Source organism: Massilia atriviolacea (assembly GCF_003953935.1).
In the GTDB taxonomy this organism is placed as follows: Bacteria; Pseudomonadota; Gammaproteobacteria; order Burkholderiales; family Burkholderiaceae_D; genus Telluria_A; species Telluria_A atriviolacea.
This window is the reverse complement of record NZ_RXLQ01000011.1, coordinates 125028-147208: the sequence shown is the minus strand read 5'-3', so window position 1 is coordinate 147208 and position 22181 is coordinate 125028. Positions and strand designations below refer to the sequence as shown.

General features: G+C 67.3%; 18 protein-coding genes. All 18 read left to right on the top strand.

The genetic code is table 11. The annotated features are described in order from the left end of the window. Positions 1-19: 19 nt before the first annotated feature. The gene (locus EJB06_RS20710) at positions 20-1537 is read left to right on the top strand and encodes an O-antigen ligase family protein (protein ID WP_126075918.1); all 1518 of its coding nucleotides are present in this window, start codon (positions 20-22) and stop codon (positions 1535-1537) included. Next, entirely contained in the window at positions 1534-2688 is a 1155-nt protein-coding gene (locus EJB06_RS20705; RefSeq protein ID WP_126075917.1) for a glycosyltransferase family 4 protein, read from the top strand. The genes EJB06_RS20710 and EJB06_RS20705 overlap by 4 nt, the downstream gene beginning before the upstream one ends. Beyond that, on the top strand, positions 2685-3281 hold the full coding sequence (locus tag EJB06_RS20700; RefSeq protein WP_198420878.1) for a serine O-acetyltransferase: 597 nt from the start codon (positions 2685-2687) through the stop codon (positions 3279-3281). Before EJB06_RS20705 ends, EJB06_RS20700 begins: the two co-directional genes overlap by 4 nt. Before the next feature lie 12 nt (positions 3282-3293). Continuing rightward, positions 3294-4778: a lipopolysaccharide biosynthesis protein gene (locus tag EJB06_RS20695; RefSeq protein ID WP_126075916.1), complete on the top strand. Its 1485-nt coding sequence runs from the start codon at positions 3294-3296 to the stop codon at positions 4776-4778. 17 nt (positions 4779-4795) lie between these two features. Beyond that, on the top strand, positions 4796-5953 hold the full coding sequence (gene wecB / locus EJB06_RS20690; protein WP_126075915.1) for a non-hydrolyzing UDP-N-acetylglucosamine 2-epimerase: 1158 nt from the start codon (positions 4796-4798) through the stop codon (positions 5951-5953). Further along, positions 5950-7215 carry a glycosyltransferase gene (locus EJB06_RS20685; RefSeq protein ID WP_126075914.1) on the top strand — a complete coding sequence of 422 codons (1266 nt, stop codon included), beginning with the start codon at positions 5950-5952 and terminating at the stop codon, positions 7213-7215. Before wecB (EJB06_RS20690) ends, EJB06_RS20685 begins: the two co-directional genes overlap by 4 nt. Positions 7216-7331: 116 nt before the next feature. Then, positions 7332-8510, top strand: coding sequence for a glycosyltransferase (locus EJB06_RS20680; RefSeq protein WP_164557979.1), 1179 nt, complete (start codon positions 7332-7334; stop codon positions 8508-8510). Beyond that, positions 8500-9993 carry a phenylacetate--CoA ligase family protein gene (locus EJB06_RS20675; protein ID WP_126075912.1) on the top strand — a complete coding sequence of 498 codons (1494 nt, stop codon included), beginning with the start codon at positions 8500-8502 and terminating at the stop codon, positions 9991-9993. Before EJB06_RS20680 ends, EJB06_RS20675 begins: the two co-directional genes overlap by 11 nt. After that, complete coding sequence (locus tag EJB06_RS20670) at positions 9990-11042, top strand: glycosyltransferase family 4 protein (RefSeq protein WP_126075911.1); 1053 nt, start codon at positions 9990-9992, stop codon at positions 11040-11042. The genes EJB06_RS20675 and EJB06_RS20670 overlap by 4 nt, the downstream gene beginning before the upstream one ends. Further along, on the top strand, positions 11039-13033 hold the full coding sequence (locus EJB06_RS20665; RefSeq protein ID WP_126075910.1) for a heparinase II/III domain-containing protein: 1995 nt from the start codon (positions 11039-11041) through the stop codon (positions 13031-13033). The genes EJB06_RS20670 and EJB06_RS20665 overlap by 4 nt, the downstream gene beginning before the upstream one ends. Before the next feature lie 48 nt (positions 13034-13081). Beyond that, the gene (locus EJB06_RS20660) at positions 13082-14356 is read left to right on the top strand and encodes a phenylacetate--CoA ligase family protein (RefSeq protein ID WP_164557978.1); all 1275 of its coding nucleotides are present in this window, start codon (positions 13082-13084) and stop codon (positions 14354-14356) included. A gap of 82 nt (positions 14357-14438) precedes the next feature. Next, on the top strand, positions 14439-15563 hold the full coding sequence (gene wecB, locus EJB06_RS20655; protein ID WP_126075908.1) for a non-hydrolyzing UDP-N-acetylglucosamine 2-epimerase: 1125 nt from the start codon (positions 14439-14441) through the stop codon (positions 15561-15563). Continuing rightward, the gene (locus tag EJB06_RS20650) at positions 15560-16312 is read left to right on the top strand and encodes a WecB/TagA/CpsF family glycosyltransferase (RefSeq protein ID WP_229427184.1); all 753 of its coding nucleotides are present in this window, start codon (positions 15560-15562) and stop codon (positions 16310-16312) included. The genes wecB (EJB06_RS20655) and EJB06_RS20650 overlap by 4 nt, the downstream gene beginning before the upstream one ends. 77 nt (positions 16313-16389) lie before the next feature. Further along, entirely contained in the window at positions 16390-17670 is a 1281-nt protein-coding gene (locus EJB06_RS20645) for a nucleotide sugar dehydrogenase (RefSeq protein WP_126075907.1), read from the top strand. Continuing rightward, a complete protein-coding gene (locus tag EJB06_RS20640; RefSeq protein WP_126075906.1) occupies positions 17658-18398 on the top strand; it encodes a hypothetical protein in 741 nt (246 codons plus the stop codon). The genes EJB06_RS20645 and EJB06_RS20640 overlap by 13 nt, the downstream gene beginning before the upstream one ends. Positions 18399-18440: 42 nt before the next feature. After that, on the top strand, positions 18441-19439 hold the full coding sequence (gene galE, locus EJB06_RS20635; RefSeq protein WP_126075905.1) for a UDP-glucose 4-epimerase GalE: 999 nt from the start codon (positions 18441-18443) through the stop codon (positions 19437-19439). A 44-nt stretch (positions 19440-19483) separates the two neighbouring features. Continuing rightward, a complete protein-coding gene (locus EJB06_RS20630) occupies positions 19484-20629 on the top strand; it encodes a nucleotidyltransferase family protein (RefSeq protein WP_126075904.1) in 1146 nt (381 codons plus the stop codon). Positions 20630-20686: 57 nt separating this feature from the next. Further along, positions 20687-22123 carry a mannose-1-phosphate guanylyltransferase/mannose-6-phosphate isomerase gene (locus tag EJB06_RS20625; RefSeq protein ID WP_126075903.1) on the top strand — a complete coding sequence of 479 codons (1437 nt, stop codon included), beginning with the start codon at positions 20687-20689 and terminating at the stop codon, positions 22121-22123. Positions 22124-22181 lie beyond the last annotated feature (58 nt).

Genomic DNA, 22181 nt, shown 5'->3' with positions numbered 1-22181 from the left:
CGAACGCCCAGGGGCTCGCATGATCGAGCACCCGGTTCCCCAGTCGCGCCGCTACAAGGGCGGCGGCAAGTCGACCGCGGTGGCCGGCATCGCCGCGCTGCTGGTGCTCGCGGCCGTGTTCGGGGCTGCCGTGCCGACCCTGGGCGTGCTGGTGCCGGCGGCCGTCATCATGGCCGCCCTCGGCTTGTGGGTCATGCTCGATTTCCGGGTCGGGGTGGGCGCCGCCATCGTCATCATGCCGCTCTCGGCGCTGGCCTTCTTCCCGCATGAAATGCTGGGCATCCGCGGCCTCAATCCGCTCAACCTGATCCTGTTCCTGACCATCGTCTCCTACGTGGTCCATGCCGGACTGCGGCGCTGGCGCGATCCGATCGCGCCGATGCGCCTGCTCGCCTGGTATGTGCTGCCGATCGGCATCGCCTGCGTGGTCGGCATGTCCAGCGTGAGCCTGATTCCGCCGCGCTTCGAGGCCGAGCGCCTGATCCAGTTCAAGGATAGCTTCGGCTATCTGCGCGACATGTTCATCAAGCCGCAATTCCTGGTGCTGCTGGCGCTGCTGGTGGCGCTGTCCGTGCGCCACAGCAAAAAGCCGGAAAAATTCCTTTACCTGATGCTGATGTCGGGCTGGATCTTCTGCGCCCTGGTCGGCTGGCGGCTGCTGAGCTCGGGCATGTCGCTGCGCCAGCTGGCCTCGCCCCTGGCGCGCGACTTCCTCGGCAGCCTCGGCATGCACGCCAACGAGATGAGCCTGTTGCTCAACATGCTGTACGCGCTCACCCTGTTCTCGCTGCGCGGGGCCGGCGACGCCCAGCGCCGCCTGCTGTTCGTCTCGTCCGTGGTGTTCGCCGTGTGCGTGCTGATGACCTTCTCGCGCGGCGGCTTCGTCGGCTTCATCCTGGTCAACCTGATTTATTTCTGGAAGCGCATCAGCGTCAAGACCGTCATCATCGGCGTGATCGTGGCCGGCTGCATCGGCCCGCTGGTGATCGAACCGATCCTCGAACGCGCCCTGACCGGGGTCGGCAACGGCGACCGCGGCGCCGTCACGGCCGGCCGCCTGGACGGCATCTGGCTGCCGCTGCTGCCGTATGTGCTGGAAGAACCGGTCTTGCCGCACGGCGTGCGCTCGATCCTGTGGAGCCCGCCCGTGCGCCTGAACAAGATGCTGCCGGTGGCGCAGACCCACAGCGCCTGGCTGGGCGGCCTGATGGACCTGGGCCTGGTCGGCTTCGGCTTCGTGCTCGCCTTCCTGCTGTTCGTGCGGCGGGAATTCCTGCGCCTCTCGCGCGAGCATGCCAGCGCCAGCCTGCAAGGCATGTTCGCCGGCGGCGCCGTGATGATACCGGTGTGGTTCATCCAGGGCTTCACCGACGATATGTTCACTCCCACGTTTTCGCAATCGTATTTCTGGATCCTGCTTGGCATCCTGATGGGTTGCGGCGGCGTGTACCGCATGAAGGACAGGAACCGGCATCGGGAACCGGCGCCCTGGCACGACAAGCCCTTTGACCTACGGAAAGACGAGTTGTCAACGTGACGGATATCGATTCAATGCAGGGCGATGCGATGCAGCGCAAATCGGCGCGCATTTGCATGCTGAACTATTACGCCTGGGGCGTCATCGCCGACCTGGACGGAAAAAAAGTCCATATCGGCGGCGAAGAAGTGCAGCATGCGCTGATGTCGCGCTACCTGGCGCGCAGCGGCCACCAGGTCACCTCGCTGGTGGGCGACTTCGGCCAGCAGCCGGTCGAGCAGGTCGGCGGCGTCACCGTGCGCAAGACCTTCGCCCTCGGCGCCGGCCTGCCGGGCCTGCGCTTTTTCGCGCCGCGCCTGACCGCCACCTGGGCCGGCCTGAAGGCGGCCGACGCCGACGTCTACTACGTCAGCTGCGCCGGCGCCACGGTCGGCATCGCCGCCGCCTTTTGCCGGCGCCACGGGCGCCGCTTCGTGTTCCGCATCGCGTCCGATGCCGATTGCGCGCCCGAGACGCTGATGCTGTCGAACGCGCGCGACCGCATGCTGTATCACTACGGCCTGCGGCGCGCCGACGCCATCCTGGCGCAGACCGACAAGCAGGCCGAGCTGCTGCTGAAGAACTACGGCTTGCATGCCGAGGTGGCCGGCATGTTCTCCGACCTGCCCGAGACCATCGTTGCGCCCGCCGAGCGCGCCACCGACCTGCTGTGGCTGGCCAATATGCGCTCGATGAAGCGCCCCGAGTGGTTCATCGACATCGTGCGCGAGCTGCCCGAGTACGTCTGCGAAATGGCCGGCGGCGCCCACCCGGACGAGCGCGAGCTGTACGCGCGCGCCGAAGCCGGCAGCCGCAGCCTGCCGAACCTGCGCTTCCACGGCCAGGTCAAGTACGGCACCACGCGCAGCCTGTTCGCGCGCGCCCGCATTTTCGTGAACACCTCGTCCTTCGAGGGCTTTCCCAACACCTATCTGCAAGCCTGGGCCAACGGCGTGCCGGTGGTGGCCACCTTCGATCCGGACGGCATCATCGCGCGCCTGGGACTGGGCGTGGCGGTGTCCGACGTCGCCGGCGCGGTCGCCGCGGCGCGCGCGCTGCTGGCCGATCCGGCCCAGCTGGCCGCCTGCAGCGCGCGTTGCCGCGCCTACGCCAGCACCCGCCTGGCGCCCGAGACCGTCTCCGCTCCCTATCTGTCGGCGCTGCTCGCATGAACGCACAACAACGCCAGCACTTGCGCATGCTGTGGCGCTCGGACCTGTATCGCCACCTGGAAGGCCGCACAGGCTGGCGCGCCGGCCTGCGCGCCTACCGCATGGTGCCGGGTTTCCGCTTCCTGTTCTGGCTGCGCCTGGCCGCCGTCACGCGCGGCGCCGGCGGCCTGTGGAAGCTGGCCCACTACGCCGCCCGTTTCATGCACAAGCATTACCGCTTCAAGTTCGGCATCTCGATCCCCTACGACACCGAGATCGGGCCCGGCTTTTACATCGGCCACTTCGGCGGCATCGTGGTCAGCCGCGACGCGCGCATCGGGCGCAACTGCAATATTTCGCAGGGCGTCACCATCGGCCAGGTCAACCGGGGCGCGCGCAAGGGCGTGCCGGTGCTGGGCGACAATATCCACATCGGCGCCGGCGCGGTGCTGCTGGGCGCGATCCGTGTCGGCAACGGCTGCGCCATCGGCGCCAACGCCGTGCTGACGCGCGACCTGGACGACAATGCGGTCGCGGTCGGCATTCCCGCCCGGGTCATCTCGACCAAGGGCAGCGAGGGCTATGTCGAGTACTGCGATTATCCCGATGCGTAGCGGGGGCCTGCGATGAGCGGCGCCAGCCTGAAGCGCGGCGCGATCACCCTGACCGCCGCCAATATGCTCGATTTCGGCCTGCAATTCCTGATGCCGATCGCGCTGGTGCGCCTGTTGCCGACCAGCGCCTTCGCCGATTACCGCCTGGCCTGGCTGGCGATCGGCACCGCCATGGCGATCGCGCCGTTCGCGCTGCCGCGCAGCCTGTTCTACTTTCTGCCGCGCCATGAAGGGCAGGCGCGCGCGCCCTTTGTGCACCAGACCCTGCTGTTGCTGCTGTTCAGCGGCGCCTGCGCCGGCCTGGCGCTGGGGCCGTGGAATCCGCTGCTGCCGGACAGCCTGCGCGCCATGCACAGCGCGGCCTGGTTCATGCCTGCTTTCCTGACCCTGTGGGTGGCGGCCAACCTGATCGAGTTCCTGCCGAATGCGCGCGGGGATGTGGCCGGCCAGGCCAAAACCATCGTCGCGCTGGCCGTGCTGCGCGTGCTGATGGTGGGCGCGGCCGCCTGGTCCGGACGCGCCGACGTGGTGTTCGGCGCCCTGGTGGCCTATGCCGCGATCAAGGTGGCGCTGGTGCTGCTGCATATCGGGCGCCACTACGGCTGGCGCGTGTTTCCGCTGCAGATGCCGGCCCTGCGCACCCAGCTGGTGTATTGCGTGCCCTTCGGCCTGGCCTCGGCCCTGTTCCTGCTGCGCGGCCAGGCCGACCAGTGGGTCGCGGCCGCCATGTTCCCGGCCGCCGTCTTCGCCGCCTTTTCGATCGGCGCCGTCATCATGCCGGTGGTCGCCCTGGTGCGCAACAGCGTCAGCAACGCCATCGCGCCGCGCCTGTCCGCGCTCGAATCGAACAAGGACCAGGCCGGCATGCTGCGCCTGAACCAGCGCGCCAACCTGGCCAGCGCCTTCGTGCTGCTGCCGACCCTGATGCTCACGGCCGTGCTGGCCGTGCACATCGTGACCGTGGTCTACACCGACAAATACCTGCTCGCCGCCGACGTCATGCGCATCAACTGCCTGGCCCTGCTGGGCGTGGCGGTCGAGGTCAGCACGCTGACGGTGGTGCTCAACCAGGGCCGCTTCCTGCTGGCCGCCGACGCCTGCCTGCTGCTGGTCAGCCTGGCCGCCGGCGTCACCGGCGCGCTGCTGTTCGGCGTGCCCGGCGCCGCGCTCGGCAATGTGCTGACCCTGGCCGCCGGCAACGCTTTCAGCTTCTGGCGCGTCGCGCGCGTGACCGGGGTGCCGCTGCGCCGCCTGCAGCAGTGGGGCGCGCTGCTGCGCATCCTGGCCGCCTGCCTCGGCGCCGGCGCGCTGGCCGCGCTGCTCGATGCGGCCGACCTGGTGCGCGCGGCCCTGCCCGAAGCCGTGCTGATCGGCGCCGCCTTCGCCCTTGCCTATGCCGCCCTGCTCAAGCTGGTCGGCGTGCTGCCCGAGGCGCGCGCCCTGTTCCTTGCGCCGGCGCCGGCCGCCGCTTCTCCCTCTTCGACCAAACACGATTAACCCTCCCAGGATCCATCATGCCCGCACTTCAAAAACTGCTCTTCGTCTTCGGCACCCGTCCCGAGGCCATCAAACTGGCGCCGGTGGTGCTGGCCGCGCGCGCCCACGGCGGCTTCGAGGTCGTGGTCTGCGTCAGCGCCCAGCACCGTGAAATGCTCGACAGCGTGCTGGCCTTTTTCGGCATCGTGCCCGAGTTCGACCTGAACCTGATGAAGCCGGGCCAGACCCTGACCGGCCTGACCACCGGCGTGCTCGAGGGCCTGGCCCCGGTGCTCGACCAGGTGCGCCCGGACTGGGTGCTGGTGCAGGGCGACACCACCACCGCCTTCGTCGGCGCGCTGGCCGCCTTCTACGCCAAGGCCAGGGTGGCCCACGTGGAAGCGGGCCTGCGCACCGGGAATATCTATGAACCGTTCCCGGAAGAGATGAACCGCAAGCTGGTCGGCGCCATCGCCGAGATGCACTTCCCGCCGACCGCGCCGGCGCGCGCCAACCTGCTGCGCGAAGGCATTGCCGAAGAACGCATCCTGGTCACCGGCAACACCGGCATCGACGCCCTGTACCTGGTGCGCCAACGCCTGCAGTCCGATCCGGCTTGCCGCGCGCAGGTCGCCGCCGCCCTCGAGCCGCAGGGCCTGAACCGCTTCATCGGCCCGCGCCGCCCCTTCGTGCTGGTCACCGCGCACCGCCGCGAAAGCTTCGGCGCCGGTTTCGAGGCGATCTGCACCGCCATCGCCGAGCTGTGCACGCGCTATCCCGCCATCGATTTCGTCTTCCCCGTGCATCCGAACCCGGCCGTGCGGGGCGCCGTCGAGCGCTACCTGGTGCCGGCCGGCTTCGCCAACCTGGTGCTGTGCCAGCCGCTCGATTACCTGCCGTTCGTGGCGATGATGATCAACGCCAGCGTGGTTCTCACCGATTCCGGCGGGGTCCAGGAAGAAGCGCCCAGCCTGGGCAAGCCGGTGGTGGTCATGCGCGACGTCACCGAGCGCATGGAAGGCGCCGCTTCCGGGATGGTGCACCTGGTCGGCCCCAACCGCGAACGCATCGTGGCGGCCGTGGCCGGCCTGCTCGACAGCGAGGTGCGCGACGGCAGCGGCGGCAATTTCTACGGCGACGGCCACGCCTCGCTGCGCATCCTCGACACCCTGGCCGGCTTCGGAGAGCGCGCTTGAAGATTTTTGCGATCTGCTACTACGCGCCGCCCAAGCTGACCCCGCAGGCGATCCAGATCGGGCGCCAGCTGTACCACCTGGAGGCGCGGGTCGAATTGCTGCATGGCAGCGATCCGCAGTTTTCCGACGCCTACGATCAGTATCCGGATTTCTTCGAACGCATCGGCTCGCTGTGCGTGCCCAGCCCCGGCACCTTTTTCAAGGGCTTCGCGCACCGCGTCGCGCGCCGCCTGCTGCCGCTGTATAACACCATTCCCGACGGCCTCGGTCCGTGGCGCCGCCGCGCGCTCGCACCGGCGCTCGAGCGCATCGCGGCCAGCGGCAGCGAGGTCCTGGTCAGCTTCGGCATGCCGATGTCGGACCACCTGCTGGCGCTGCAGCTGAAACGCCGCACCGGGCTGCCGTGGCTGGCGCATTTCAGCGACCCCTGGTCGGACAATCCCTTCCATCCGAACACCTGGCTGGAGCACCGGGTCAACGCGGCGCTCGAGCGGCGCGTGATCAGGCACGCCGACCGCGTCCTGTTTACCTCGCAGCGCACGCTGGAGCTGGTGATGGCCAAGTATCCGCCGGCCTGGCGCGCGCGCGCCGCCGTGCTGCCGCACGCCTGGGACATGGACAATTTCGCCGGCCCGGCCGCGGCCGTGGCGGCGGGGCCGGATGCGCGTCCCGGCATGCGCCGCCATGTGGTGCGCCACATCGGCGCCTGCTACGGCGCCCGCTCGCCCGAGCCGCTGTTCGCGGCGCTGGCGCGCATCCTCGAACGCCAGCCGGCCGCGCTCGACACGGTCGCCTTCGAATTCGTCGGCCACGTCTCGCCCAACCTGCTCGCATCGGACGCCTACAAGGCGCTGCCGGCGGGCCTGGTGCGCATGCGCGGCCAGGTCGGCTACCGCGAATCGCTGCAGCTGGCGCGCGACGCGGACGCGCTGCTGGTGATCGACGCGCCCAGCAAGTTGCCCAGCGTGTTCCTGCCGAGTAAACTGGTGGAATACATCGGCGCGCGCCGCCCGGTCTGGGGCATCACGCCGCCGGGCACCTCGGCCGACCTGATCGCCGAGTGGGCCGGCAGCAGCGACGCCTGCGCCGCGCCGGACGATATCGAAGCGGTCACCCGCATGCTGCGCGCCGGCCTGGCCGCACTCGATGGCGCGGCGCAGCAGGGCGGACCTGAAGCGGTCGCCCAGCGCTTCGCCGCGCCGCGCGTGGCGGCCGCCCTGAAAGCCCAGATCGCGCTGGCCATCGTGCGCGGCCCGGCCTGACACGGCGCGGCCTGGCCTGACACGGCCCGCGTGGCGCGGCCCCAACCCGCTGTCGGCCCCGCCGCGGCGGGCGCCTCAACCTTGACTATGATTGTTTGACAACCCAGATGACGCCAATGACACTCCTGTTCGTCGCCGACCAGCTCAAGTTCGGCGGCGCCGAACGCCACCTGGTGGCGCTGGCCACCGGCCTGGCGCAGCGCGGCCACCGGGTGGCCGTGGCCTACCTGAAGGATTCCGATGAACTGGCCGCCGAGCTGGAGCGGGGCGGGGTGTCGCCCATCGTCTGCTGCCATTCGCGCGGCGGGGTCGACCTGGGCGCGCTGGCGCGCCTGGCCGGCCTGATCGACCAGCTGGCCCCGGACCTGGTGGTCGCCACTTCCCAGTATTCGCAGATGTGCGCCACCCTGGCCGGCTGGCGCGCGCGGCGCCGCCCGCCGCAGGCCTTTATCTGCCACAGCATGGGGGTGGTGCGGCGCGGCGGCAGCGCGCGCCTGCGGTTCATCGTGTACCGCCAGTTTTACCGGATGGCCGGCTGCGTCATCTTTATCAGCGAGCTGCAGCGCGGTTTCTTCGCCAGGCTGGGGGTCGGGCTGCGCCGCAGCGAAGTGGTCCACAACGGGGTCGACCTGGGCCATTTTTCGGCCGCGCTGGTGGCGCGGCAGGCCGCCGAATTGCGCGCCCGCCACGGCATCGGCGCGCACGAGCTGGTGATCGGCCTGTGCGCCATTTTCCGCGAGGAGAAACGGCACGGCGACCTGCTCGAGGCGCTGGCGCGCCTGCGCAGCGACGGGGTGGCGGCGCGCGCGGTGCTGGTCGGGGACGGCGTGATGCGGCCCGCGATCGAGGCCCGCATCGACGCGCTCGGCCTGCGCGAGGCGGTCGTGCTGGCCGGCTTCCAGCAGGATGTGCGGCCCTTCATCGGCATGTGCGATGTGATGACCCTGACCTCGCACGACGAGAATTTTCCCATCGCCACCCTGGAATACATGGCGCTCGGCAAGCCGCTGGTGGCGAGCGACGTCGGCGGCATGCGCGAACAGGTCGACGACGGCGTCAATGGCCTGCTGTACCCGGCCGGCGACGTCGGCGCGCTGGCCGCCGCGCTGGCCCGCCTGAGCGACCCGGCGCTGTGCGCGCGCCTGGGGCAGGGCGCGCTGGCGTCGGTGCGCGCGCGCTTCGACGTGCAGCACATGATCGCCCGCTATGAGACCATCTTCCGTGGACTGGCCGGCGCGGGCGCCGCCGCCGGCGCGGCCACGACAGCACAGAAAGCCCAGCAGCATGCCGATTGAAGACATTGTCCATCCTTTCCTGAAGTTTTATACGGCGGCCCCGCAATGGGTCAAGAGTTCGGTCGGCCAGCTGTATTCGCTGGCGCCGACGCGCCTGCGCTATGGCGCCAAGTACGAGGAATTCGCCGCCGAGATCGGCCGCTGCGGCGATCCGGCCTGGACCGCCCGCCGCGCCGACGAAAAACTGCTGGCCACCCTGCGCTGGGCGATCGAGACCGTGCCCGCCTACGCCGGCCTGAAGGGCGCCCTGGCCGAGGTGCGCGACGCCGCCGACGCCACGCGCCTGCTGGCCGCCTTTCCGCTGCTCGACAAGGAGTCGCTCAAGGCCGACAGCACGCGCTACCTGTCCACCCGGATGGGGCCGGAAACCCATCTGATGGCGTTTACCGGCGGCTCGACTTCGGTGCCGATGAAGCTGTACCTGGAAAAATACGTCTCGCGCTCCAAGGATTTTGCCTATAACAGCATGTTCGACACGGTCGCCGGGGTCGGCCGCGGCGACATCATCCTGGCGCTGCGCGGACGCAGCGTGCCGGGCGCCGGCAAGCCGGGCGGCGCGCTGTGGATGTACGACCCGATCAAGCGCTACCTGCATCTGTCGTCGGACCACCTGGAGGCCCAGTACATGCCCGGCTACGTGGCCGCCATGGCCAGCTGGAAGCCGACCGTCATCCACGCCTTTCCCTCGGCGCTGGTGCCGCTGGCGCACTGGCTCAAGGCCAATCCGGCGCCCGGGATCTGCGCCCGCATCAAGGCCGTGCAGCTGTTTTCCGAGAATGTCTACGATTACCAGGTCGACCTGATCCGCGAAGTATTCGGCTGCCCGGTCCTGCTCGACTACGGCCACTCCGAGCGCGCCGTCAAGGCCATCTCCCTGCCCGAGGACGGGCGCTATTTCTTCTGGCCCCTGTACGGCAAGGTGGAACTGGTCGACAGCGCCGGGCGCGCCATCGAGGAGCCGGGCGTGCTCGGCGAAATCGTCGCCACCGGCTTCGACAACCGGGTCATGCCGCTGATCCGCTACCGCACCGGCGACCTGGCCATGTGGAGCGCGGCCCCCAACCCGCTGCGCCCGGGCTTTCCGGTGGTGGACAGGATCGAAGGGCGCCTGCAGGAATTCCTGGTGTGCCGCGATCACCGCCTGGTGTCGATCTGCACCATCGGCGCGGCCCACTTCGAGCAGCTCGCCAGCGCCGACCGCATGCAGTTCGAGCAGTCCGCGCCCGGGCGCGCCACCCTCAAGGTCATGTCCGACACCGAACTGACCGCGCGCGCGCGCGCCGCGCTGGCGGCCGGCATCCTGGCCAAGACCCAGGGCGGGCTGGACGTCGAGATCGTGCGCGTCGACGCCATCGCGCGCACCGGCTCGGGCAAGCACAAGCTGCTGATCCAGCGCCTCGACCTGTCGGGCTACCTGGGCGCGGCCGGTATCGACCAGGCCGGCCAGGACGACCGCGACGACCGCGCCGGGCCGCCCCCATGAAGTCGGTGATCATGATCGGACCGTCGCCGGCCGCGCGCGGCGGCATGGCCAGCGTGGTCCAGACCTATCTGGCGCACGGCTACGAGGAGGGCGGGCGCTGCCGCTTCATCGCCACCCACGTCGACGGCGGCGCGCTGCGCAAGGCGGCGCGCGCGGGCGCCGCGCTGCTGCAGTTCCTCGGGCTGCTGGTGCTGGGGCGCGTTGCGCTGCTGCATGTGCACCTGGCTTCCGGGGTCAGTTTCTGGCGCAAGGCGGCCTTCATCGCGGCGGCGCGCCTGTTCCGGCGTCCGGTGCTGCTGCACCTGCACGGCGGCGAGTTCATCGATTTTGTCGAGGTGCGCCTGTCCGGCCGGCGACAGCGCCTGGCGCTGGCGCTGCTGGGCGGCGCCGCGGCCGCCTTCGCCCTGACCGAGGTCTCGGCGGCCTGGCTGCGCACGCGCGCCGGGCTCGGCCAGGTCGAGGTGTTTCCCAACCCGATCGCCAGTAGCGCGCCGCTGGCGCGCCGGCCCGGACGCAGCGTGCTGTTCCTGGGACGGCTGGAAGAGAAGAAGGGCGTGTTCGACCTGATCCGCGCCTTCGCCGCCGTGCATGCGCGGGCGCCCGACGCGCGCCTGGTGCTGGCCGGCGACGGCGACGCCGATGGCGCGCGCGCGCTGGCGGCCGAACTGGGGGTGGCGCACTGCCTGCACCTGCCGGGCTGGGTCGACGCCGGCGCGCGCGCGGTCCTGATGGCCGAAGCGGCGCTGTTCGTGCTGCCATCGCACAAGGAACAGATGCCGATGTCAATTTTGGAAGCCATGATGGCAAGTGTTCCTGTGGTCGCCACCGATGTTGGCGCAGTGCCACAGATGTTGGATCAAGGAAAGTGTGGTTTTCTGGTCCAAGTCGGCAATATACCCCAATTGGCTGCCTCAATTTTGCGCATTTTGGACGATAATATCCTGGCGGATACGATCTCCGAGCGCGGACTTGTGCGTGTCAAGTCCGAGTACATGGTCGAGACAGTCTTGCGACGTCTTCGACACCGTTATGAGGAGTTGGCAGCATGATAAAATTAGTAAGCGTTATTTCCCTGGCGACGGCGGCCTTCTGCCTGCCCGCCTCGGCCCAGAATTTCACCACCACGACGCCGCGGTTTACCGCCGCCGAACTGACGGCCACAGTCAACGCCCTGAGCGCACCGTCGCTGACCACGGCGATCGACAAATTCGACGCCGCCCCGCCGATGGGCCACCCGCGCCTGTTCAAGGGCCAGCCCGATTACCTGGGCATCGTGGCGGCCACCAAGGCCGAGCGCGCCTCGTCGATCGTGGCCCTGACCGGCTATTTGCAGCGCAATTCGGTGGCCAATGTCACCACCGCCCTGAAGACCCAGATCAATTCGACCAACACGGCGGTGCGCATGGAGTCGTGGTGGCAGCAGGACCGCATCCTGGAAGGCATGGCCGAGGCGGCCGTGGCCTACCATATGACCAAGAATACCTGGTTCCTGACCGAAATGCGGGCCCGCATGCAGCTATTTGCGCCCGGCATCCTGGCGCGCAAATGCGCCGGCGACGTCTCCGAAACGCGCGATTACGCCTGGTTCTACGCCCTCACTTACGATTTTGCCTATCCGGCCATGACCAGCGCCGACAAGCAGATGGTCAAGGATATCCTGATCGCCTGCGGCAACTCGGGCCTGAACAAGGTGGCCGACACGGTCAAGCTGTATCCGGAAAACGGGATCGCCTTTAATGCCCTCGGCAAATTCGTCGGCGCCCTGCTGATCGTGCGCGGCGACATGCCCGAGACCCACGCCTGGCTGCGCACCGCGCTGCCGGTGTATGTCAGCAGCACCAGCCCGTGGGGCGGCGACGACGGCGGCTTTGCCAACGGCTCGAGCTACGCCAGCTGGGATGCCGGCGAATCGCTGGTGATGTGGGACCTGATCGAGCGCGTGCTCGACGTGCCGTTTTACCGCAAGCCCTGGCTGGCCGAATTCGCCCGCTTCATGGCCTACGCGCTGCCGCCCGGCGTGCCGGTCGGCGTGTTCGGCGATGGCGCCGAAGTGAACCGGATCGAAGACTGGGCCCGCTTCGGCAAGGCCATCATGAACCGCTCCGACACCACCTTGTCGCGCTGGTACGTGAAACAGCAGAGCGGGGAAGACTATGCGCGCCTGCACATCCTGCTCAGCCCGCGCGAATACATCGGTCCGGTCACCTTGCCGGCCACGCAGCCGAACGGCGCCTACTTCCCGGCGATCGGCTGGGCCGCCATGCACAGTTCGCTGACCGACCGCAGCCGCACCTCGGTGTTCTTCAAGAGCAGCCCCTTCGGTTCGGTGAACCACTCGCACGCCGACCAGAACAGCTTTGTCATGTATTCGAAAGGCAAAGTGCTGGCCATGGACAGCGGCTATTACGACTACTACAACTCGCCGCACTGGCGCGACTACTACAAGCAGACCAAGGCGCACAATGCGATCACCTTCGACGGCGGCCAGGGCCAGTACCTGGGCGCCAGCGGCCTGGGCGACCGCGCCGCGTCCGGCAAGCTGACCAAGTTCCTGCAGACGGCCGCCTACGACATCACCACCGGCGACGCCAGCGCCGCCTACGCGGGCAAGCTGAGCCAGGCGAAGCGCACCGTGGTCTTCATCCGTCCGTCGACCCTGGTGACGATCGACCAGCTCAACAGCGCGACGCCGCGCAAATACGAGTACAACCTGCACACCGTGGTGCCCTTGAGCGGGACGGCGGCCGCCTTCCGCGCCGACCTGGCGCCGGCCGAGATGTGCGGCACGGTCGCCTCGCCCGACGCCTTTGCGATGAGCGCCTCGGTCGGCTACACGCCGGCGCCGTCGGTGCCGGCGGGGCCGCATTTCTGGAACAAATTTAACTATTCGACGGCCAAGAACCGCGGCTTTTTCGTCTCGGTGCTGCGTTCGAATTGCTTGATTGTTAAACCGGACATCACTTTTAGTGGTACAAGTGCTAAGATTACGGTTGGCGGACGAGTCATCTCGGTGACCGACCAGGATGTGACAGTCAACTAATCATGCATAGGGCGGACAATGGGGGGTGAAGGATCGGTAGTACACAGCGTGGTGGGGCGTTTGCGTTTCGGCCTGATCGACCTGATCAGGCGCACCAGCACGGTGTCCATCCTGCACGAACTCGAGGCCATTCAGTTCGCGTCTCCCTCCGACCTGCAGCGGCGCCAGCAGGCCCTGCTGCAAACCTATGTCGAGCTGGTGCGCAAGGCCAGTCCGCTGTACGCGCGCTTGAGCGGCTTCGCCCAGTTCCCCGTGATCGACAAGGCCTTCGCCAACGCCAACCGCGCGGGCCTGGTCAACCCGGACTACCGCGGCAAGGTGGTCAACAAGAAGACCGGCGGCTCGACCGGCGAACCCTTCGTCTACGCCACCGGCGTCAAGGCCCAGTCCTACCTGTGGGCCGCCATCCTGCTGAGCTGGCGGGTGGCCGGCTACCGGCTGGGCGAACCGGTCGCCTTCATCGCCGGCACCGCGCTGTTCGGCACCGGCTACAAGCAAAAGATCTATTACGCGCTGATGAACGTGCGCATGTATTCGGCCTTCGACATGAGCGCCGCCCGGCTCGACGCCTACGCGGCCGACATCGCGCGCCAGCGCTGCCGCCTGGTGTACGGCTACGCCTCGGCCATCCACCAGCTGGCGCTGCACATCAACAAATCGGGCCGGCGCCCGCCATTCCGGCTGCGCGGCGTGGTCTGCACCGCCGAAGTGCTCACCCCGGCCATGCGCGAGACCATCGAACAGGCGTTCGGGGTGCCGTGCTTCAGCCAGTACGGCTGCAACGATGCCGGCGTCTCGGCCTACGAGTGCGAACGGCGCAGCGGCTTTCACCTGATTACCGAGCGCTCGTATTTCGAAGTGCTGCCGGGCGGGCGCCTGGTCTCGACCGACCTGTCGAACGACGCTTTCTTCTTGCCGCGCTACGACACGGGCGACCTGGTCGAGATGGCGCCGGCGCCGTGCCCCTGCGGCCGTGGCTTTCCGCTGATTAAAAGCGTGGTCGGACGGGCCAACGACCTGGTCGAAGACCAGGCCGGCAACACCGTCCATTCCGAGTTCTTCACCCATCTGTTCCGCGAAGACCGGCGCATCAGCGAATTCCAGGTGGTCTACGACGCGCGCGAACTGGTCGTCATCGTCCATTGCGCCGATGCCGCCTTCGCCCATCCGCCGTATCTCGAGCGGATTGCCGCCGCGCTCGCCTTCGACAGCGTCCGCTTCGCCGTCAACCAGCCCTTTGTTGCCATCAAGAACGGCAAGCACCGCTTCGTGATGCGTGTCGACAACGTCGAACTGGCCCTGGGCGAGACGCTCGCTTGCTGAGCGGGCGCGCACATTCGATAATGTGCAGACAACGGATTTGCCTTTCCGATTATAATTGCCTTTTTTATAAATCTGGATGACTATGCCACTGATCTATCTGGTTGCCGGTGCTCGACCCAACTTCATGAAAATCGCGCCGATCGTGCGCGCCTTGCAGCAGCAGGATGCGCTCACCTTCAAGATCATCCACACCGGCCAGCACTACGACCGCGAGATGAACGATGTCTTCTTCGAAGAACTGGGCATTCCCCAGCCCGATATCTTCATGGGCGCCGGCGGCGGCAGCCATGCCCAGCAGACGGCCAAGATCATGGTCGCGTTCGAAGAACTGTGCCAGGCCGAGCGCCCGGCCGCCGTGCTGGTGGTGGGCGACGTCAATTCCACGCTGGCCTGCTCGATCGCCGCCAAGAAGCTCAACATTCCCGTGGCCCACGTCGAAGCCGGCCTGCGCAGCGGCGACATGGGCATGCCGGAAGAAATCAACCGCCTCGTCACCGACAGCATCAGCGACTGGTTCTTCGTCACCGAGCCGAGCGCCGTGACCCACCTGCGGCGCGAAGGCAAGGCCGAGGCGGCGATCCATTACGTCGGCCATGTGATGGTCGACAATGTGCTGTTCCAGGCCGACAAGCTGGACGCGGCCGACACCTCCGCCTACGAAACCAGCGCCATCAAGGCTGCGCGCAGCGCCGGCGGCGCGCGCTACGGCGTGGTGACCCTGCACCGCCCGAGCAATGTGGACGACGCCGCCATGATGCGCAGCCTGGCCGGCGCCCTGCGCGAGATCGCGCAGGAGCTGCCGCTGGTGTTCCCGGTGCATCCGCGCACCCGCGCCAATCTGGACAGCTTCGGCATCGACCTGGGACCGAACGTCACCCTGGTCGGCCCGCAAGCCTACATGGCTTTCCTGAACCTGTGGAAGGACGCGGCGGTGGTGCTCACCGACAGCGGCGGCCTGCAGGAAGAAACCACCGCCCTGGGCGTTCCCTGCATCACCATCCGTGAAAACACCGAGCGCCCGGTCACCGTCGACGAAGGCTCGAACGTGCTGGTCGGCACCGATCCGGCGCGCATCGTGGCCGAGGCGCGCAAGGTCTTGCGCGGCGAAGGCAAACAGGGCCGCCGTCCGCACCTGTGGGACGGCAAGGCCGCCGAGCGCATCGTCGCGGTGCTGACCACGGAACTCGTGAACAAGGAAGTGGCGTGAACGAGCGTATCGAGATGATGGGTTGTCTGATGGACAACCTCACGATGGAAGAAACCTTGCAAAAAGTGGAAGGTTTCATCGCCGCCGGCACGCCCCACCAGCACGTGGTCGTCAACGTCGACAAGCTGGTCAAGGCCAACCGCGATCCCGAACTGCGCCGCATCATCAACGAATGCGCGCTGATCAACGTGGACGGCATGCCGGTGGTGTGGGCCGCGCGCCTGCTCGGCAAGCCGCTCAAGGAGCGCGTGGCCGGGGTCGACCTGTTCGAGGCGCTGATGAAGCGCGCCGCCGAAAAAGGCTGGCGCGTCTACCTGCTCGGCGCGCGCGAGGAAGTCGTCTCCGACGTCAAGCGCATCTACGAGAAAAAATACGCCGGCATGACCCTGGCCGGCTACCGCAACGGCTACTGGAAACCCGAAGAAGAAGCGGGCGTGGTCGAACAGATCGCCGCCGCCAAGGCCGACCTGCTGTTCGTGGCGATCAGTTCGCCCAAAAAGGAACATTTCCTGGGCCAGTACCAGGCGCAGATGAAGATTCCGTTCGCGATGGGCGTGGGCGGCACCTTCGACGTCGCCGTCGGCAGGGTCAAGCGCGCCCCGCTGTGGATGCAGAAAAGCGGGCTCGAGTGGTTCTACCGTTTCCTGCAGGAGCCGCGCCGCATGTTCCGCCGCTACTTCATCGACGACATGGGCTTTATCTGGCTGTTCCTGAAAGAAGCGACCCGGCGCCGTCCCGCCGCGCGCTGAGCTCCCGGTTGTCGAACCCTGGCGATCGAACCCAGGTTCGCGAACCTTATTAACACTATTCATTCAAAGGCAGTTTTATGAGCACAATTGGCGTCATCGGTCTCGGCTACGTCGGACTCCCCCTCGTTGTCGAGTTCGCGAAACTGGGTCCGACCATCGGCCTCGATATTTCGGTCTCCAAAGTCGAAGCCTGCCGCCGCGGGGTCGACCCGTCGCGCGAACTGTCGGACGAGCAGATGGCCGCGGCCGTGCACGCCGAGTACACCAACGATCCGGCCCGCCTCGGCGACGCCGACCTGATCATCGTGGCCGTGCCGACCCCGGTCGACATCGCCCACAATCCCGACTTCGGCCCGCTGATCGGCGCCAGCCAGGTGGTCGGCAAGCACATGAAGAAGGGCGCCACCGTCATCTACGAGTCCACCGTGTATCCGGGCGCGACCGAAGAAGTGTGCATCCCCGTGCTCGAAAAAGCCTCGGGCCTGAAGTGGAAGGAGGATTTCTTCGTCGGCTATTCCCCTGAGCGCATCAACCCGGGCGACAAGGAGCACACCCTCACCACCATCCTCAAGGTGGTCGCGGGCGACACCCCGGAAACGCTGGAAAAAGTGGCCGCCATGTACGAATCGATCGTCAAGCCGGGCGTGCACCGCTGCTCGAGCATCAAGGCGGCCGAAGCCTGCAAGGTCATCGAAAACACCCAGCGCGACCTGAACATCGCGCTGATGAACGAACTGGCCATCATCTTCGACAAGATCGGCATCGACACCTCCGAAGTGCTGAAGGCGGCCGGCACCAAGTGGAACTTCCTCAAGTTTTCGCCGGGGCTGGTGGGCGGCCACTGCATCGGCGTCGACCCCTACTACCTGACCCACAAGGCCGACATGCTGGGCTACCACCCGCAGGTCATCCTGGCCGGCCGCCGCATCAACGACGGCATGGCCAAGTTCATCGCCGAGCAGACCATCAAGAACATGATCGCCGCCGGCAGCTACATCAAGGGCGCCAGGGTCAACGTGCTGGGCCTGACGTTCAAGGAAAACTGCGCCGACCTGCGCAATTCCAAGGTGGCCGACGTGATCACCGAACTGAAAACCTACGGGGTCGAGGTATTCGTGCACGATCCCTACGCCGACGCCGACGAAGCCATGCACGAATACGGCGTCAAGCTGGTCGGCTGGGATGAACTGCCGCGCGCCGACGCGGTCGTGGCGGCCGTCTCGCACCGCCAGCTGATGGCCACCTCGATCGAAGACTTCCAGAAGAAACTGATCAAGGGCGGCGTGTTCATCGACGTCAAGGCTTGCTTCGACCATGTCGCGCTGGCCGAGGCCGGCATCAAGGTATGGCGCCTGTAAACACCGTCATCGGCGGGCGGCGCCAGCACGGCGCCGCCTTGCTGCTGATGCTGGCCGTGGCCGGACTGGGCGCGGCATCGCTGCTGATGGCGGGCGTCTCCCGCACCGATACCCAGTCCGGTCCGGAGCGGCGCAGCACGGCCGCGCTGGTCCAGGCGCGCGACGCGCTGGTCGGCTTTGCGCTGCTCAACGGACGCCTGCCGCGCCCCGCGCTCGAGGGCGGCGACGGACGCGAGTTCGACGGCCGCTGCGACAGCGAGGAGCGCTGCAGCGGCCTGCTGCCCTGGGTCACCCTGGGCATCGCAGCGGGCGACGGCTGGGGCAAGCTGCTGCGCTACAGCGTCACCCCGTCCATGAGCGCGGCGCCGATCCAGCCCACCGTGGCCTTCGGCACCAAATCCGTGCTCACGCGGCGCGACGGCCAACTGGTCTACCAGAGCGGCGCCGCCGCCTGTTCGATGGCCACCCAGTGCGGCGCGGCGGTGGTGTTTTCGTACGGGCGCGAGCACGGCGGCACCAGCGTGCACGGGGTGCGCCAGCCGGGCGGCTCGGCCACCAACCTGGACGAACGCTTCAACGCCGCCGCCAGCAGCACCTTTATCGCGCGCCCCCTGAACCGCGACCCCGGCCTGGCCGGCGGCGAGTTCGACGACCAGCTGCTGCTGTTGCCGGTCGGCGTGCTGTTGAATCGCATGAGCCTTGCGCGCGCCCTGCCGCAGGGCAAGTAAGGCGGCCAGCGGCTGCCTCCACCTCTTTCCGAAAGTGTCACCATGAAAATTCTTGTTACCGGCGGCCTGGGCTACATCGGCTCGCATACCTGTGTCGAACTGATCAAGGCCGGCCACCAGCCTATCGTGTTCGACAACCTTTCCAACAGCCAGCGCAGCGTGCTCGGCCGTGTGGAGCGCATCAGCGGCCAGCCGCTGACCTTCATCGAAGGCGACATCCGCGACGGCGCCGCCCTCGACGCCGTCTTCAAGGAGCACACGATCGGCGCCGTGATCCACTTCGCCGGCCTGAAAGCGGTGGGCGAGTCGGTCTCGCAGCCGCTGCGCTACTACGACAACAACGTGTCCGGCTCGCTGGTGCTGTTCGCGGCCATGGCGCGCCACGACGTCAAGTCGCTGGTATTCAGTTCCTCGGCCACCGTCTACGGCGACCCGGTCTCGGTGCCGATTCGCGAAGACTTCGCGCTGTCGGCCACCAATCCCTACGGCCGCAGCAAGCTGATCATCGAAGACATGCTGCGCGACCTGATCGTGGCCGACCCGGACTGGCGCATCGCGCTGCTGCGCTACTTCAACCCGGTCGGCGCCCACGAGAGCGGCCTGATCGGCGAAGAACCGAGCGGCATTCCCAACAACCTGCTGCCGTATATCGCCCAGGTGGCCGAAGGCCGGCGCGAATTCCTGTCGGTCTACGGCGGCGATTATCCGACCCCGGACGGCACCGGCATGCGCGATTACATCCACGTAGTCGACCTGGCCATCGGGCATGTCAAAACCTTAAGCAAGCTGGCGACAGGGTCCGGCGTTGTTACGTACAATCTTGGCACCGGGCGCGGCAACAGCGTGCTGGAAATGGTGCGCGCGTTCGAACAGGCCAGCGGCAAGCAAGTGCCCTACCGGATCGTGGCACGCCGTCCCGGCGATATCGCCGCCTGCTACGCCGACCCCAGCCTTGCCGAAAGCGAGCTTGGCTGGAAGGCGGAGCGCGACGTGGCCCGGATGTGCGCCGATGCGTGGCGCTGGCAATCCCTGCCCAAATAATGCTTGAGCACGTGCTCGACAAGTAAATTAAGGAAAGAACCCCCATGAAAGCGATGATCCTGGCTGCTGGTAAAGGCACCCGCGTGCGTCCCCTGACCTATGATCTGCCCAAGCCGATGATCCCGATCCTGGGCAAACCCGTGATGGCCTACCTGGTGGAGCATCTGGCCAAGTACGGCGTGACCGAAATCATGGTCAACGTCAGCTATCTGCACGAAAAGATCGAAGAGTATTTCGGCGAAGGCCACCAGTTCGGGGTCCAGATCGGCTATTCCTTCGAAGGCTATACCAACGACGAAGGCGAGGTCGTGCCGCAGCCGATCGGCTCGGCCGGCGGCATGAAGAAGATCCAGGAATTCGGCAAGTTCTTCGACGACACCACCATCGTGCTGTGCGGCGACGCCCTGATCGACCTCGACCTCAAATCGGCCCTGTTCGAGCACCGCCGCAAGGGCGCGCTGTGTTCGGTCATCACCAAGGAAGTTCCCTGGGATAAGGTATCGAGCTACGGCGTGGTGGTCACCGACAAGGATGGCCGCATCACCGAGTTCCAGGAAAAGCCGTCCGAAGCCGAAGCCAAGTCGAACTTCATCAGCACCGGCATCTATATTTTCGAGCCGCAGGTGATCGACCTGATTCCCTCCGGTGTGCCGTTCGACATCGGCTCCGAACTGTTCCCCCTGCTGGCCAAGGAAGGCATGCCGTTCTACGCCCAGACGCGCGGCTTCAACTGGATCGACATCGGCAGCGTGTCCGACTACTGGCAGACCCTGCAGAACGTGCTGCTGGGCGAAGTCGCCCACATGGACGTGCCCGGCATCCAGGTCGAAGACGGCCTGTGGGTGGGCCTGAACACCCGCATCGACTGGGAGGGCACCACCATCGAAGGGCCGGTCTACATCGGTTCGGGCGCCTGCATCGAAGCGGGCGTGACCATCGTCGGTCCGAGCTGGATCGGGCACGGCAGCCACATCTGCGAAGGCGCCAGGATCGTGCGCAGTGTGTTGTTCGAATACACACGGGTCTTGCGCGATGTAACGTTAGATGAAATGATCGTCTTTAAGGATTACAGTGTGGACCGGGCCGGCGAAATGAAGCACGTCTCGGACTATGCCTCGGGCGAGTGGGTCAATGCGCGCGACCGCCGCTTTGCCCGGCGCACCGAAGCGCCGCTCGAAGCGGTGAAGTAGGCGCGGCAGGCGGCACCCATAAAAACAGCGGTACTAAAACGACCTGAAAGAGATGCAATGAAAATCTACCCAGTGATCCTGTCCGGTGGTGCGGGGACGCGCCTGTGGCCCTTGTCGCGCGCGGTCCTGCCCAAGCAGCTGCTGCCGCTGGTCGGCGACAAGACCATGCTGCAGGATACCGTCCTGCGCGTGGCAGGCTGGCCCGGGCTGATGGCGCCGCTGGTGGTGTGCGGCAACGAGCACCGCTTCCTGGTGGCCGAGCAGTTGCGCGAAATCGGCGTCACCCCGCTCGGCATCCTGCTCGAACCGGTCGGCCGCAACACCGCCCCGGCGCTCGCGGCCGCCGCCAACTACCTGCGCGCCATCGATCCGGATGCGGTCATGCTGGTGCTGCCGGCCGACCATGTGATCGACAAGCCCGTGCCCTTCGCCGAGGCGGTGGCCCAGGCCGCCACCCTGGTGGCCGATGGCGCCCTGGCCACCTTCGGCATCGTGCCGCAGGCGCCCGAAACCGGCTACGGCTACATCCACCGCGGCGCGCCGGCGGCCGGGGCCTCGGGGGCGTCGGGGGCCTACCAGGTCGACCGCTTCGTCGAAAAACCCGACCGCGCCAGCGCCGAGGGTTTTGTCGCCGACGGCGCTTATTACTGGAACAGCGGCATGTTCCTGTTCCGCGCCGAAGGCTATCTGCGCGAACTGGGCGAATTCGCCCCGGCCATCGCCGTGGCGGCCGAAGCGGCCGTGCGGCTCGGCTACCGCGACCTCGATTTCTGCCGCCTGGACGAGGCGTCCTTTTCCAGCTGCCCGTCCGACTCGATCGATTACGCCGTGATGGAGCGCACCCGCCACGCGGTGGTGGTGCCGGCCGACATCGGCTGGAGCGATGTCGGCTCCTGGTCGGCGCTGTGGCAGGTGCAGCAGGGCCGCGCGGCGGACGCGCAAGGCAATGTGCAGCGCGGCGATGTCTACCTGGACGGCGTGAGCAACTCCCTGGTGCGGGCCGAGAGCCGCATCGTGGCCGTGGTCGGCGTGAGCGACCTGGTGGTGGTCGAAACCCCGGACGCGGTGCTGGTGGCGCACAAGGACCAGGTGCAGCGGGTCAAGCAGATCGTCGACCACCTCAAGTCCAAGGAGCGCACCGAGCACCTGCATCACACCAGGGTGTACCGTCCCTGGGGCTACTACGAGGGCATCGATGCCGGCGATCGCTTCCAGGTCAAGCGCATTACCGTCAAGCCGGGCGAAAAACTGTCCTTGCAGATGCACCATCACCGCGCCGAGCACTGGGTGGTGGTCAGCGGCACCGCGCGCGTGACCTGCGGCGAGAAGGTCAGCCTGCTGTCGGAAAACGAGTCCACCTACATCCCGATCGGCATGAATCACCGCCTGGAAAACCCGGGCAAGGTGCCGCTGCACATCATCGAGGTGCAGTCGGGCAGCTATCTGGGCGAGGACGATATCGTGCGCTTCGAAGATATCTACCAGCGCGCCTGAGCGCTGCGCCGGGCACGGGAAGGGTGAAGGGGGAGGGGAAGGGGAGCTGCGGCTCCCC